General features: G+C 38.9%; 13 protein-coding genes. 6 read left to right on the top strand and 7 right to left on the bottom strand.

The annotated features are described in order from the left end of the window. Nucleotides 1-14: 14 nt before the first annotated feature. From IHV09_RS01235 to IHV09_RS01215, 5 genes are all read right to left on the bottom strand, one after another. Nucleotides 15-302, bottom strand: coding sequence for a metal-sensing transcriptional repressor (locus tag IHV09_RS01235; protein ID WP_197263426.1), 288 nt, complete (start codon nt 300-302; stop codon nt 15-17). Between the two features lie 76 nt (nt 303-378). Then, a complete protein-coding gene (locus IHV09_RS01230; RefSeq protein WP_197263425.1) occupies nt 379-924 on the bottom strand; it encodes a TVP38/TMEM64 family protein in 546 nt (181 codons plus the stop codon). Nucleotides 925-1,011: 87 nt separating this feature from the next. Beyond that, nucleotides 1,012-3,066, bottom strand: a complete 2,055-nt coding sequence (locus tag IHV09_RS01225) for a heavy metal translocating P-type ATPase (RefSeq protein WP_197263424.1) — start codon at nt 3,064-3,066, stop codon at nt 1,012-1,014. 18 nt (nt 3,067-3,084) lie between these two features. Further along, nucleotides 3,085-3,399, bottom strand: coding sequence for an ArsR/SmtB family transcription factor (locus IHV09_RS01220; protein ID WP_197126954.1), 315 nt, complete (start codon nt 3,397-3,399; stop codon nt 3,085-3,087). 124 nt (nt 3,400-3,523) lie between these two features. Then, nucleotides 3,524-4,735, bottom strand: coding sequence for a DUF418 domain-containing protein (locus tag IHV09_RS01215; protein WP_197263423.1), 1,212 nt, complete (start codon nt 4,733-4,735; stop codon nt 3,524-3,526). 144 nt (nt 4,736-4,879) lie between these two features. On the opposite strand from IHV09_RS01215, the gene IHV09_RS01210 reads away from it, so the two are divergent. The 3 genes from IHV09_RS01210 to IHV09_RS01200 are packed head-to-tail and all read left to right on the top strand — an operon-like array spanning nt 4,880 to nt 7,567. Then, nucleotides 4,880-5,683, top strand: coding sequence for an SGNH/GDSL hydrolase family protein (locus tag IHV09_RS01210; protein ID WP_197263422.1), 804 nt, complete (start codon nt 4,880-4,882; stop codon nt 5,681-5,683). Then, nucleotides 5,680-6,594: an ABC transporter ATP-binding protein gene (locus tag IHV09_RS01205; protein WP_197126951.1), complete on the top strand. Its 915-nt coding sequence runs from the start codon at nt 5,680-5,682 to the stop codon at nt 6,592-6,594. Before IHV09_RS01210 ends, IHV09_RS01205 begins: the two co-directional genes overlap by 4 nt. Then, nucleotides 6,587-7,567 (top strand): ABC transporter permease, encoded by a 981-nt coding sequence (locus IHV09_RS01200; RefSeq protein WP_137790451.1) that lies wholly within the window; start codon nt 6,587-6,589, stop codon nt 7,565-7,567. The genes IHV09_RS01205 and IHV09_RS01200 overlap by 8 nt, the downstream gene beginning before the upstream one ends. 199 nt (nt 7,568-7,766) lie before the next feature. Here the strand turns inward: IHV09_RS01200 and IHV09_RS01195 are convergent, their stop codons facing one another. Both IHV09_RS01195 and IHV09_RS01190 read right to left on the bottom strand, forming a co-directional pair. Continuing rightward, nucleotides 7,767-9,773: a methyl-accepting chemotaxis protein gene (locus IHV09_RS01195; RefSeq protein WP_197263421.1), complete on the bottom strand. Its 2,007-nt coding sequence runs from the start codon at nt 9,771-9,773 to the stop codon at nt 7,767-7,769. Nucleotides 9,774-9,970: 197 nt separating this feature from the next. Further along, nucleotides 9,971-10,672, bottom strand: coding sequence for a TerC family protein (locus IHV09_RS01190; RefSeq protein WP_197263420.1), 702 nt, complete (start codon nt 10,670-10,672; stop codon nt 9,971-9,973). 498 nt (nt 10,673-11,170) lie between these two features. Between IHV09_RS01190 and IHV09_RS01185 the strand changes: the two genes are divergently transcribed. From IHV09_RS01185 to IHV09_RS01175, 3 genes are all read left to right on the top strand, one after another. Beyond that, nucleotides 11,171-11,983 (top strand): YihY/virulence factor BrkB family protein, encoded by an 813-nt coding sequence (locus IHV09_RS01185; RefSeq protein WP_197126948.1) that lies wholly within the window; start codon nt 11,171-11,173, stop codon nt 11,981-11,983. Between the two features lie 158 nt (nt 11,984-12,141). Beyond that, nucleotides 12,142-13,176 (top strand): sporulation integral membrane protein YtvI, encoded by a 1,035-nt coding sequence (gene ytvI, locus IHV09_RS01180; RefSeq protein ID WP_197126947.1) that lies wholly within the window; start codon nt 12,142-12,144, stop codon nt 13,174-13,176. Nucleotides 13,177-13,326: 150 nt separating this feature from the next. Next, entirely contained in the window at nt 13,327-14,361 is a 1,035-nt protein-coding gene (locus tag IHV09_RS01175; RefSeq protein ID WP_231618095.1) for an acyltransferase family protein, read from the top strand. Nucleotides 14,362-14,424 lie beyond the last annotated feature (63 nt).

Here is a 14,424-nt window from a genome sequence, read left to right as displayed (position 1 = left end):
GTCTTCACCTTCTTTTATGATTTAGAGAATTGCTTAATGACTCTCATTAACTCTTCTATAGCGTCTTCTCCATCACCAAATTTTATCGCATCAGCCACACAATGCTGGGTGTGACTTTCCATCAATTGAAATCCTACTCTATTTAATCCTGCTGTCACAGCAGAAATCTGAACAAGAACATCTATGCAATAACGATCATCTTCTATCATCTTTTGAAGACCACGAACTTGGCCTTCAATCTTTTTTAAACGGTTGTTTAAATCTTGTTTATCACTCTCACACCGATGTGTTTTTTGTTCCATATGAGTTCATCCCTTCGTTTTGGATGTTTACAGAGTTAGTATATACTATACCCCCCTATAGTATCAAACGTTTAGATTAATCTCTTCTTTCTTTTACAAAAATGTAGATCCCTACCAACGCTACAACTCCTAAAATGATCTTTCCTTCTGTATTCCATTCCGTTACGTTATACACTGAATATGCTTCAAGTACCAATGCTGGTATCTTTCCGATAGAGCTCGCTACAACAAAAGTCAAAGCTGAAACAGCCCCAATCGCACTTGCGAATGTAACAAATCCTGAAGGTACAAACGGCAGCAATCGAAGTGAAAGAATCAGGAGAAATGCTTCTTTCTCCCTTGCTTCTAACAACCTTACCACCCTGGGGTACCCTTTAAGCTTCTCTCTAGAAACTTGTTTAAATCCTTTCCTATATAGAAGAAAGGCAACCATCGCGCCTAGTGCTTCTCCGATAAATGAAATGAATGTCCCGTACCAAAACCCAAAAAACATTATATTTGCAGCTGTTATAAAAACAGTAGGAACAACACCTAAAATTCCAATTAATAGATTGAGTACGAGTGAAATTATAATCGCCCATTCGCTATACTCTTGGAAAAATTGAATAACGGTTTCTGACATGACATGCGTTCCTCCTAAAAAAAATCCTAACCTCATCCCCTTTATGGTACTAAAAAAGCCATGCAGCTGCATGACTTTTTACGTTCACTATTTTCTATTGTGAAGCAGGATAGTAAGACTGATTAATGTTACAAGAATTGTAGCACCCATATCAGAAAGGATTGCAATCCAAAGTGTGAGCCATCCCGGAATCGTAAGCAGCAAAGCTAAAAGCTTTAACCCAAGTGATAATCCAATGTTCCACTTGATGATTGTATTTACTTTCCTTGAAACCTGTACAGCATCTGGAAGTTTTCCTAGATGATCTTGCATGAGTACAATATCTGCCGTTTCGATCGCACTGTCTGTTCCTTTTCCCATCGCTATACCAAGGTCAGCAGTAGCTAGTGCGGGAGCATCGTTGATTCCATCACCAATCATAGCTACTTTTCCATGCTTCTTAAGTGATCTAATCTTTTCTACTTTATCTTCCGGCAGCAGCCCTCCGAAGAAAGAAGACACTCCCGTTTTCTTAGCAACTTTATCTGCAACAAGTGGGTGATCACCAGTCAGCATGACCGTTTCATTTATTCCTTTTTCATGAAGCAGAGAGATAATGTCAGGACTTTCTTTTCTAATTTCATCAGCAATAGCAAACACACCAAGAATTTCAGTGTCACTTGCAACAAGGACGATCGTATTACCTTCTTCTTTAAATGAATCGATAACACTTTTTACGTCCTCACTCGCTAGCGTACTGCCAATTATTTTTTCGTTTCCTAGCCTATACGTTTTATGATCAACTACCGCTGTAATTCCTTGACCACTAACTGTAGTCATTTCATCCGCTTCTACTTCTTCAGCACCAACTTCCCGACACTTTGCTACGACTGCTTTTGCAAGGGGATGAGAAGATGACTTTTCAATCGCATAAGCTACTTTATAAAAATCGGGATGAAACGATTTCTCCGCCACAACGTGCGGTTCACCTAGTGTAAGCGTACCTGTTTTATCAAAAGCAATGACATTTATCTTACCAAGCTGTTCGAGATAAGCTCCACCTTTGATCAAGATTCCGTTTCTTGCATTAACTGTAATCCCAGAAAGTATCGCGATCGGCGAGGATAGAATGAGTGCACAAGGACAACCGACGATCAATACCGCAAGACCTTGGTAGAACCATTCACCCCACGGTTCATTTAATAAAAGTGGTGGTACTAACATAACTAGAGCTGAAACAACCATGATGATTGGTGTGTAATAGTTTGCAAATCGATTAATAAAAAGCTCTGTTGGTGTTTTAGATTCTTGTGCTTCCTGAACAAGAGCAAGTATTTTAGAAAGCGCTGATTGGTTATACGTCTTCGTTATTCTCACATGAAGTACACCTTCATTATTGATGCTGCCACCAAATACGGTCTCTCCATCTTCTTTTTCCACCGGAAGTGATTCACCCGTAATCGCCGCTTCGTTCACAGAACTTTTTCCATAGAGAACAACGCCGTCTGATGGAATCTTTTGCCCTGTTTTTACAAGTACTACATCATCCACTTCTAGTTCTTCAATAGAGATGACTTCTGTCTTCCCGTCTCTTAATAAAAGTGCTTCTTTCGGTGCTACCTTTAAAAGGGATTCCATCGAGCGCCGTGCTTTTTCCATTCCGTAAGATTCAAGCAGTTCATTAATACCAAAAAGGATAGCCACAAGAGCAGCTTCTTTCCACTCTCCGATGGCAACTGCACCAACTAATGCTACTGTCATTAAAGTGTTAATATCAAATTTTAACTTCGTCAGATTTCGAAGACCTTTTAAAAACGTCGAATAACCAGAAGCTATCGTCGCAACAGCATAAAATACTATGGAGACATACGTAGTGTTCAACATATGTTCTGTTATAAGTGCTGCAATAAAAGAAGCAACGGACACATACAACCCGATCATTAGCCAGTTTGGACCCTTAGGCTCTCCGTCTGATTCAAGACGTACATTCTCCGACGAAAGAATAGAACGTACGCTGTCCATGTCCATGTTTTCATCTAATACAATTTTACTTGAGTTAAATTGAACTTTTGCTCGTTCTCCACCAGGAAGCTGTTGAATCTGTTCTTCCAGCTTTAATGCACAATGGCCACAAGATAGTCCGGTGATCTTATGCTCTTTCATTAATGGTCCCTCCTTTCGTTAGTCGTGTCTGGCATGATGTATAGATTGATGCAGAAGGGTCATCACATGTTCATCATCTACTGAGTAAAATAGTGTTGTTCCTGCACGTCTGAATTTTACGAGCCTTAAATTTTTTAAAAAGCGTAATTGATGGGATACGGTTGACTGCATAAGTGACAGTTCTTCTGCAATTTCAGAAACGTTGCATTCTTTCTCCCCTAAAAGGTGCAATATTCGAATTCGGGTTGGGTCCGAAAGTGCTTTAAATGTTTGAGATACGATAAATAGTGTTTCCTCATCAAGATGTTCATATTTGTTTTGTTGATCAGTCATGAAAACAGCCCCCTATATTTCGGCTTTGTTTATTATATGAACATATGCTCATATATGTTACTTAGAGTGTACCGAAAATTTTGGAATTGTGCAAAACAAAAAGAAGCTAAATATCTCAGCTTCTTTAAACATTGCTTATTTCATGTCTTTTTAATCGTTGTTTTCTTCCATATGTCAGCGAACGCCACACCCATTCAAGCGGACCCATGTAATACCTCTCTATCCACCACTTTGAAAAAAGAACTTGGATAGCAAAAATAATGCAAGCGAATATAACACCAACAAATGGTCCAAATTCACCGTACAGACCTAATCCATAACTATAGAAGAACGTTGTCGCAATAATGGATTGAGTTAAATAATTGGTAAAAGCCATTCGCCCTGTAAATTGAAAATAGTTAAACAAACGTTTACATCTTCCGCTTCGATAAAGAAGAACGATGCTAGAGATGTAGAAGATACTCATCATCGCACCTCCAAACTCATACCCCCATGACATCGCAGTTTCATAACGCCAATCTTCCCCTTTTGAAGGAAAAAAAATCACAGCAAATATTTTACTGCCTGGACCTAGGATCAATGTTAACAGCCAAATCTTCCATAATTCTTTGTTCGTGAACGTTCTTTTCTTCGCTGCATAAGCACCGAATAAAAACATCGGCAAAAGTCCAGCTATAAAAAAGAGAACGTACCGGTTCAAATCTCCCCATTCACGAATTCTTTCCTTCATGATCTCGAAGTATGTACCTTCGCTATATACTTCAATGGATTGAAAGATTTCTTGTTCATTGAACTCATTTTGAGCGCTTTGATACGATAGAGCTGCGCCACTAGTCCAATAATCATATGTTAAGGTAGTCATAAATAGGCTGTACAATGTTATTAATACGAAACCAGTTATGATTAATACTTTCTTATTTAAGCGATAGAAGATCAGCATGAACAAACCTACTATCGCGTACATGATCAAAATGTCACCGTACCAAAAAAACAGGACATGCAGAATGCCAAAGAGAAGCAGAACAAACTGTCTTCTTAGAAAAACAGGAACAAACCTCATATTTTTGGCTTTCGCTCTTTCTGCCATCAATACGATCCCGAACCCGAATAAAAAGGAAAACATCGTAATAAAGTTTCCTTGAACAAAAAACTCTAGCAGCACATTTGTCCAAACATTATACGGCTCGTCAAAATACTCATAACTTAAAGAACGGATGGGTGAATCAGGTCCTGAAAAGGACTTCATATTTACGAGTAAGATGCCAAAAATGGCTATACCACGCATGATATCTAATGATTGAATTCGTTCTTGATCTCCGACTGGTCTCCAATTCATAAAGAACCCCACTTAAATTTTTTTTCCATGATTCCACTCCCTTTGGTTTATTTTACCGCAAATAGGCAAAAAAGTTAGAATATGAGTCATTATTTGCTATTCTATAAAGAACAGATCAAGGATTTGGGAAGGATGAAAGCGGTTTTGAAAAAATATACCTTAACGGTCGTTTCAATTGTCTCTATTACAGCTACAATATTATGGCTGTTTGGTCTTGGCTGGACGTTACAAGATCAATTTTCTGCTAATAAAAAAGTTTCACAGCTCAAAGAAAAAACCGAATCAACTTCAACAGAAAAGCAAGACGGCACACTTACAATTTTTGCATTAGGTGATTCTCTTACTCGCGGAACGGGCGACGCAGATGGAAAAGGTTATACAGGCTATCTAACTGAGCGCTTAAAAGAAAAAACAGATCAAGATATTAATCTCCTAAACACCGCCATCAAGGGAGAAACATCTAGAGGTCTTCTGAAGCAGCTTCAACAAAGTGAGATCCAACGTCAAGCCAAACAAGCTGATGTTATTGTCATGACGATTGGCGGTAATGATCTTTTTCAACAAGGAGCAGCACTTGAGAATTTAGACAATAATGCGATTAACGGTAAAAAACAGATCTATTTAAGTAATGTTAAGAAAATCTATACTCAGCTTAGAGAACTGAATCCTGACGCAGTCATCTATCATGTCGGATTGTACAACCCTTTTAGCAACATGCCTGATTCAAAAACGACTTCATCAATCGTTAGAGACTGGAATTTTCAGTCTGCTGAAACTGCAGCTGGCTTCAATAACATCGTATATGTACCTACCTTTGATCTCTTTCAGCTTCAAGTAGAAAACTATCTATATACCGATCAATTTCATCCTAACACGGAAGGTTACAAGCTGATTGCTGAACGAGTAGCCTCACTGATCAAATTTGAACAGGAGGAGAACGAATCATGAGTCAAATACCTGCATTAGAAGTAGAGAATCTAACGAAGAAAATTAAAGGCAAGCAGATCATAAAAGGTGTATCATTCACACTTGTTCCAGGAGAAGTCTTTGGTTTTCTTGGGCCGAACGGTGCTGGGAAAACGACTACGATTCGAATGATTGTCGGTTTGATCTCTCCCACTTCTGGAACGATTAAAATCGGCGGTAAGAATGTAAGAACTGAATTTACTGAAGCGATGAGACATCTCGGCTGTATTGTTGAAAACCCTGAACTGTACCCGTATTTAACAGGCTGGGAAAATCTTGTACACTTTCAAAAAATGGATTCTTCCATTCCAAAGACAAGATTGAATGAAGTCATCGAACTGGTCGGATTACAAAATCGAATTCACGATCGTGTAAGCACCTATTCACTCGGTATGAGACAGCGTTTAGGTATCGCTCAAGCTCTTTTAGGCAAACCAAAAGTTCTTATTTTGGACGAGCCGACAAATGGTCTAGACCCTGCTGGTATTCGTGAGATGCGTGAATTTATACGACAATTAGCAAGAGAAGAAAACTTAAGCGTTCTTGTATCTTCTCATTTGCTTAGTGAAATTCAGCTGATGTGTGATCGAGTTGCGATCATATCAAAAGGGGCGGTATTACGAACAGACTCTGTTGATAACTTATTAGCTGAGCAAGAACGTGTGATCTGGCGCGCTGAACCTCTTCCACTCGCTAAAGAGATTCTTTCTCTAGAAACAGAAGTTACGGAAGGCCCAGATGATACGTTGATCACGTTATATAATGAGCCACTGCTGCCAGATTGGAACGAGAAACTCGTAAATGCTGGTGTGAAGGTAAAAGAAATGAGAACTCAGCTTCCTTCTTTAGAAGATCTGTTCTTAGAAGTAACAGGAGGCGAAAGCATTGATTAATCTTGTCCGGAATGAAATGTTAAAGCTTCTTAGAAAAAAACGCTTGTATGTCATCATCTTGATCATCGCGTTCCTTGTTCCTCTTTTTACATATGCTCAGTTTAAAGAGATTCAAGATCAACGTGAGAAGATGGGGAATCAAGATTGGCGTACCACGCTGCAGCAAGAGATCACTGACACACAAAACCGATTAAGCTCGAGCCGTATTCAAGATGAATGGCGTAAGTTTCTAAAAATTAGACTTTCTCAGCAACAATATTATTTAGAGAACGATATCGACCCACGTGCTCCAGGTGCACCTACGTTTATGCGTATATTCGTTGAGAACTCGATCGATCTACTTCTCCCGTTACTCGTCATGGTCATCGTGGCAGACCTCGTATCCTCTGAGTCAAGCGGAGGAACGATAAAGCTCTTGCTCACTCGTCCTGTTAAACGATGGCGCATTCTGCTTAGCAAATATTTAGCGATGCTGCTCTCGATTTCATTCATCGTTTTATCCGTAGCCGTTCTATCGTATGGCATATCTGGCGTCGTTTTCGGATATGGGGGATGGAACATGCCTCTTTTAACAGGATTTACGGTTTCTGGAGATGAACTTTTAACTGAAAATGTACACATCGTCCCACAATGGCAATACATTCTGATGGAGTTTGGTCTGGTATGGTATGTTTGTATGATTGTCGGAACACTCACCTTCATGCTGTCCGTATTGTTAAGAAGTACTGCTGCCGTTATGGGAATCATGCTCGCTTCACTCATTGCTGGAGCCATTCTAGCAAACATGGTATCTTCTTGGGAAAGCGCGAAATATTTCTTTATGGTAAACCTGAACCTTACGAACTATGTGAGTGGAATGGCAACTCCAATCGAGGGGATGTCGTTAGGTTTCTCGATGAGCGTATTAGCCGTCTGGGGAATTGCTGGGTTCATCATCGCTTTCGTTACGTTCTCTAAGCGAGATATCTATTAAAATAGAAAAAAAGAAAGGAAACCGAAGTCGGTTTCCTTTTTTATGTGACTCGTTTCTAGTTTTTTGAAGGTAATCTGTCCGTTCTCGTAGTTAATCTGTCGGATTGATTCCTTAATCTGTCCGATTCAGAGGATAATCTGTCCAATCGAGAAGATAATTTAGCCATTCGACACCATTATCTGTCCAATTGCTACATTTACTAGATTTTGAAGTGTTTGATCATTTCAGTCAAAGCTTGTGAAGCATCGTTCAATTCTTCGGCTGACTGAGAAACCGTGGATAGTGCCCGAACTTGCTCTTCAGAAGACGCACTCACTTCTTCACTTGCCGCTGCAGATTGTTCGGCTACGGCTGCGATACTTTGAATAGACGCTACTACTTCCTCTTTATAGTTGTTGATCATCTCTACTTCACTCGTAATTTGTTCGATGGACTTCACCATATCTGCCATCGTACCTGAGATTTCTTTAAAAGCAGACTCTGTATCTGTTACGGTCATGTTTTGATCGTGAGCGATTCTTTTCGTATACGCCATCTCATTTACAGCACGCTCTGACTCTTCTCCTATTCCGGAGATCGTCTTACGGACTTTATCTGCAGCAATAGCAGATTGTTCCGCTAATTTTCGTACCTCATCGGCAACGACCGCAAAACCACGCCCGCTCTCACCCGCTCTAGCAGCTTCAATACTTGCATTTAATGCGAGGAGATTGGTCTGATTCGAGATTTCAGTAATCGATTGAATCACTTGTTCAATCTCTTCTACTTTAACAGCAAGTCCAGAAATGACAGATTCGATGTTTTTCAAAACCTGGTTGCTTTCTCCCGTTTTTTCACGTAAGACGTCCATTTGTGAGATTCCTTTTTTATTTGCAGCCTCAGCTAATAAAGACAATCGAGTCATCTCTTCTGCTTGTTCGTTTACTTTTTCGATCTGTAGAGATAAGTCCATCGTTCGACGGTTTGTTTCATCGGCATCTTCAGCTTGTGTTGTAGCACCAGAAGCAATCTCTCTGACAGCTCTAGAAACCTCTTCACTTGCTGCGATCGTTTCTTCTGACACGGCACTCAAGTTAGAAGTAGATTCATTAACAGTTACAACAGAATGGCTGACCGACGTAATCATTCCCCTCATGTTTTCGACCATAGCGTTAAAATGATGAGTGAGTGTCCCCACTTCGTCTTTGGATTTCGCTTCAACAGAGACGGTAAGATCGCCTTCTGCTACTTTTTGTACTTGTGTCTGTAATCTAGTAATCGGATTTGAAATACTTTTTGCCAATATATAGGTTACGCCTAATGCAACGATGACTGCGACCGACGTAAAGATTAGTATCATATTTAATAGCTCTTCAGCATCTTTTAGTAGTTCTTTCTGGTCATAGACAAATCCAAGCTTCCAGTTCGTGTCGGCTATCGTCGTATAATAGAACTCTCGGTCTTTATTCTGATAGGTATAGGAAACATTTCCTTTATCACTTTTATATATTTCTTTAATAAAAGTCTCTTTACTTAAATCTTTTCCTTGTTGTGTCGGATGAACGAGTGCCATACCTTTTGGATCAAGAAGCACTGGATATCCTTTGTAGCTGACTTTAGTTTTATTAATCATGCTCGTTAGTCCAGCAAGATTCAGATCAAGACCAACTACACCAAGAACCTCATCTGTTGCAGGATCTAACACCGGTTTCGTAACCGTTACAACATATTCACCAGAACTTGCATCTTCATATGGTTCTGTCCATATCGTCTTTTCTGGTGATTGTTTGGCCGTTTGATACCATGGGCGTTCAGTAGGATCGAACCCTTCTGGAAGCTCAAGTTTTGGAGTCGTTTTGAACTGTTTGGTTTCTGCACCCACGTATAAGACCGCAACGTTTTTATTAAGTTCCAAAAAGTGCTTGAAGTCCTGATCTACAACCGGCCAAGCTGCATTTAGACCTTTGGCTTCATCCGTTTTTAATGTTTTTAAATAATTGATAAGTCTGCTATCCTGGCTGTATCGATCGATCGTATTTCCATAAGATTTCAGATACAGCTCTGTTGAGGCTTTAACTTCGCTTGAAAGACTTGTTGCTTGTTCGTTGCTGTTACTTTCAAGTTGTTGTTTTGTTTGAAAATAAGAAAATAGCGATACAGACAAAAGTGTAATGGCAACTAGAATACTTACAGAAAGCATGATCTTCGTTTGAATTCTTTTAAACATCTGCTTAACCCCCATTTATCATCTAAAACCCCTTACCTACATATCGACATCTAGTTATAAATGATTTAAGAAATAGGTCTAAACAGGTACAAAAGAATCATTTTTAACTTAAAAACTTTAAAAATAAGTACTTTTCACCTAAATCCAGACAGAGTTTTACAAATACAAGTACAAAAAAACCGCACGAGGCGGTTTTCTTAAGCTTCTTTTCTAACGAGGTTCTTTTCAGATGCTCTGTCTTCAGCTATTTTTCTTTTCTTAAGTGTTCCTAATCCTAGAACAAGAAGAACAACAAGAACTTCAAAGCCATATTTGACAAATCCATTCTCGAAATAAGGAGCCATGAATTTTTCTCCAACGATCATCTTAGAAGCCGTCCATGCAAGGACACCTGCTCCAATTGTAGTGATGAACGGGTATTTATCAATGACCTTTAGGAACAATGTGCTTCCCCAAACAACAATCGGCACTGAAATCAGTAAACCGATTACCACCAGTAAGAAATCACCATGCGCAGCACCTGCGACGGCAAGAACGTTATCAAGACCCATTACCGCGTCTGCAATAATGATAGTTCTAATCGCTGCCCAAACATTGTTTTGTGCTTCAATATCATGATCTTTCTCTTCGATCATCAACTTATAAGCGATAACGACAAGAATTAGCCCACCTGCAAGCAGCAAGCCTGGAATCTTCAGGAGCCATACAACTGCAAGTGTTGCAGCTGCACGGATTACAATTGCCCCTACTGTTCCCCAGATGATTACTTTCTTCTGATTTTCCTTCGGCAAGTTTCTAGCTGCCAAGCCGATTACAATTGCGTTATCACCAGCTAATACTAAGTCGATAACAACAATCGCCAATAAGGCCGACCAAAAATCGGGTGTTAAAAAATCCATTCAAAAAATCCTCTCTGTTAAACATCTGTTTAATCATATCCATATAGTCAATGAAAGCAGAATAATAATTTCATTAAAGAAAAATAAAAAAATGAGTAATTACGCACACTTTATGCCCTGCCAGGCTTATCCACTTCTACATATAATAATAGCAAAGGGGGTGTTTTTTATGCGTTCATGTTCTTGCAGATGTAAGCCTAGATGCCAATCCTGTGTAAACTTTTGTGGCGTTCCATTATTTTGTCGAGACATTCATCCTTGCTGTTTTCCTTTTATTCAGCCTCAACCTACACCAGTAACCTCTCCTTTAATTGTTGTTTGTAGTTGCCATCGTTGCTCACAAAGACTCAGGTAGTATGTTTTAACAGCAATTAGACTGTAACTTCACATCACTGATACGATTGAGTGAACGTTTTGTTTCAAAAAAAGCGTTCTTTTTTTTTATTAAGGGAATAATGCAGGATAGATTGATAAGATCCATTTATTGGGGGTGTCCTCGTGCATTGGTTTATGAAACAGTGGTTTCACCGTTTCTTTCAAGATAAAGTATTCGATCTTTCTGCACAGCTTGCTTATTACTTTCTAGTTTCTCTTTTTCCTTTTGTTTTTCTCATTTTTACTATACTCAGCTTCCTGCCTATATCTTCTTCTTATGTACTATCACTTTTTCAGTCTATTGCACCAGAAGAAGCATATGCTTTACTAGAGTATAATCTAGTCGCTGTATTGGACGAGCATAGAGGAGATGTATTATCTGTTTCATTAATCATTATGATATGGTTAGCAACAATCGGAACGCACGCAATCATCCGTGTCTTCAACCAAGCCTACCAAGTTGAAGAGAGCCGACCTTTTATTAAAGAACTCATATTAGGCATGTTTCTTACATTCGGCCTTGTGATCGCAGTTATTACTGCCCTTTTACTGCCGGTCTTTGGTCGAAACATTGGGATTTACATATTTGAACGCACAGGATTTTCTCATCCCGTCTGGCACATTTGGGAAACAGCACGCTACCTTATAGGTTTCTCTGTGCTCCTCTCCATTTTCTCAGCACTCTATCGTTTTGCGCCAAATGTAAGATTAACGTTCAGAAACGTTTGGCCTGGAGCTATTTTTTCAACTGCAGGCTGGCATCTATTTTCTTACTTATTTTCTTCCTATGTACTTATTTTTGACTACGGTCAGATATACGGAAATTTAGGCGCATTATTAACATTAATGGTGTGGTTTTACCTCTCTGCCATGATCTTAATCACGGGTGGACAGTTGAATGCGATACTTGCATTAAAGAGGGAATTAAGAAAATAAGAAGATTTTTGAAAACTTCAGTTTCTGTGATTGACATTTTCACATTATCGTAACATCATTGTGTATATATGAAGAATTAACATCTTTTTTTCCGGTCATAATGGATAGTAACGAAAAATTTGCTGACCGGCTAAAATTACGGAGATCGGGGCTGGAAAATGACTGTAAAAAACTTAATCTTATTACTCATTTTGCTTGCCGGAATCGTCATCTTTGTCTTTTACAGTATACCTCTCCTTCTCGCATTGCTAACTGCTATAATGCTAGAACCAGTAGTGAAATTGTTTATTAGACTATTTAAAGGCAGACGATTATTGGCCGTCACTGCTACTTTTATCTTGTATCTTGCGGGACTTGGTATTTTCTCTTACTGGCTTACGACAACGCTCGTTATTCAGGTCATCGAGTTTATCACTGTTCTACCATCTTATTCCGTTCATCTGTTCGAAGTGGCAGAGAATACATTTTATGAAATGGAAAACTTTTATGCTAGCTTACCTCCTGAAGTGGTAAGAACACTTGAAGAGGGATTAGTAGGTTTAAAGGATTATGGCGTTGAAACAGCAAAGAACTTAACATCTGGTATCTTAGGGCTGATCACAGCCATACCTGGATTGCTGATCTACTTTATTATCTATGTAGTAGCCGTTTTCTTGTTTTCGTTGGATCTTCCGCGTTTGTATGCTGAGTTTCTTAACCTGTTTACAACGGCAGCCCGTGAAAAAGTTGAACTGGTCTTTAGTCAATTATCTAGAGCAACGGTAGGATTCTTTCGTGCTCAGATCATCTTAAGTTTTGTTACATATGCATTGGCTTTGATCGGACTTATGATTTTAGATGTCGAGTATGCTGTGATTCTCGCTCTTTTAATTGTTATTGTTGATATACTTCCAATCCTCGGAACAGGTTCATTCCTTGTCCCATGGGCCGCTTATTCATTCTTTATCAACAATAATGACCATCTTGCATTCGGACTTCTGATCATGTTCGGAGTAATTACGATTGTTCGAAGAATCATCGAACCAAAAATACTTGGTTCAAGTCTTGGTATATCTGCTCTAGCAGCTCTCGTATCCTTATATATCGGATTCCAGCTTCTTGGCTTTATTGGATTGATTGTCGGTCCCGCTATCGTCATCATTTATGAAGCATTAAGAAGTGCAGGGTTTATCAAAATAAAGATCGATTTCTAATAAAAACGTGTTTCCTGTAATAGGAAACACGTTTTTTTCTATTTATAGGTTAGAAACACCTGCAATGTTGGGAATTATAAAGAATAAGTAAAAAAAATGAGAAATTCATACGAATACTTTATAAGGTGAATAATTATTGGAGGAATATCGATGAGTACTGCTATAAAAGAACGCGATTATTATTTTGACAACGCAAAGTTTATTCTAATTTTCCTTGTCGTGTTCGGGCACTTTATTTCCCCGATAAAAAGTCAAAACGAGTGGCTTTACACGATCTACAACTTTATATATACCTTTCATATGCCTGCGTTTATTTTGATAGCGGGATTCTTTACAAAAGGTGTTTGGCGTGACGGTTATCTTCCAAAAATCTTTAAAAAGGTTTTGATTCCTTATTTGGTATTTCAACTAATCTACAGCTTTTTCTATTATGATTTGTACGGTAAAAGTGAAGTTAAGCTAGACTTCTTTTCTCCACATTGGACGCTCTGGTTCTTATTAAGTCTAGTTTTCTGGAACATACTTTTAAAAGTCTTTGTGAAAATGAAATATCCGCTCGTACTTGCCATAGGTATAGGAGTTGCAGTAGGCTACATTCATGATATTGGTACATTTTTAAGTCTCCTTCGAACATTTGTCTTCTTCCCTGTTTTCTTGCTTGGACATCTGCTTGAAAAGAGAGACTTCAAAAAGATTTTACGTCCGAGAGCCAAAATCGTCTCAGCTGCTTTTTTAGTCGTACTATTTGTTACGTATCATTTTATTTTTCCTAACGGAACAAAAGAATGGCTCCTCTCGTCATCTTCTTACTCGGAAATCCTTGGATACAACGATTGGTATGGGGGGATTGTCAGACTTGCTATGTACGGCGTCATGTTTGCGGCGACCTTCAGCTTTTTAGCACTTCTGCCCCGCAGAAGAATGTTCTTCACTGAATTCGGTGAACGCACATTATATATCTATCTGCTGCATGGATTTGTGTTGAAATACTTGTTTACAACAGATTTATTTGCATCTATTGAGGAAAACGGCGCATACTTTATGCTTCTGTTCTTAGCTGTTATCGTAACTTTATTTCTAGCTAGCAAACCCGTTATCGCACTAACACAGCCGTTTATAGAGCTACGTTGGTCTAAGCTTAAAAAAATGTTAAAACCAAAGCCCTCTCAGCCTAGAGAGAGCTAGTTTTCATAAAGAAAACACCGCTAAGCCGAAATGGCTAGCGGTGTTTTTTCGTTCCGATAAGAA

The sequence above is a fragment of the Fictibacillus sp. 23RED33 genome (genome assembly GCF_015903925.1).
GTDB classification, from domain to species: Bacteria; Bacillota; Bacilli; order Bacillales; family Fictibacillaceae; genus Fictibacillus; species Fictibacillus phosphorivorans.
Note: the sequence above shows the minus strand (reverse complement) of the source record. Positions and strands in the feature narration are given on the sequence as shown.

Excerpts from the sequence above, each read along its gene's own strand:
- IHV09_RS01190 (WP_197263420.1), bottom strand. The coding sequence starts at position 10,672 with ATGGATTTTTTAACACCCGATTTTTGGTCGGCCTTATTGGCGATTGTT.
- IHV09_RS01225 (WP_197263424.1), bottom strand. The coding sequence starts at position 3,066 with ATGAAAGAGCATAAGATCACCGGACTATCTTGTGGCCATTGTGCATTA.
- ytvI (WP_197126947.1), top strand. The coding sequence starts at position 12,142 with ATGACTGTAAAAAACTTAATCTTATTACTCATTTTGCTTGCCGGAATC.
- IHV09_RS01175 (WP_231618095.1), top strand. The coding sequence starts at position 13,327 with ATGAGTACTGCTATAAAAGAACGCGATTATTATTTTGACAACGCAAAG.
- IHV09_RS01195 (WP_197263421.1), bottom strand. The coding sequence starts at position 9,773 with ATGTTTAAAAGAATTCAAACGAAGATCATGCTTTCTGTAAGTATTCTA.
- IHV09_RS01220 (WP_197126954.1), bottom strand. The coding sequence starts at position 3,399 with ATGACTGATCAACAAAACAAATATGAACATCTTGATGAGGAAACACTA.
- IHV09_RS01215 (WP_197263423.1), bottom strand. The coding sequence starts at position 4,735 with ATGAATTGGAGACCAGTCGGAGATCAAGAACGAATTCAATCATTAGAT.
- IHV09_RS01205 (WP_197126951.1), top strand. The coding sequence starts at position 5,680 with ATGAGTCAAATACCTGCATTAGAAGTAGAGAATCTAACGAAGAAAATT.
- IHV09_RS01235 (WP_197263426.1), bottom strand. The coding sequence starts at position 302 with ATGGAACAAAAAACACATCGGTGTGAGAGTGATAAACAAGATTTAAAC.
- IHV09_RS01230 (WP_197263425.1), bottom strand. The coding sequence starts at position 924 with ATGTCAGAAACCGTTATTCAATTTTTCCAAGAGTATAGCGAATGGGCG.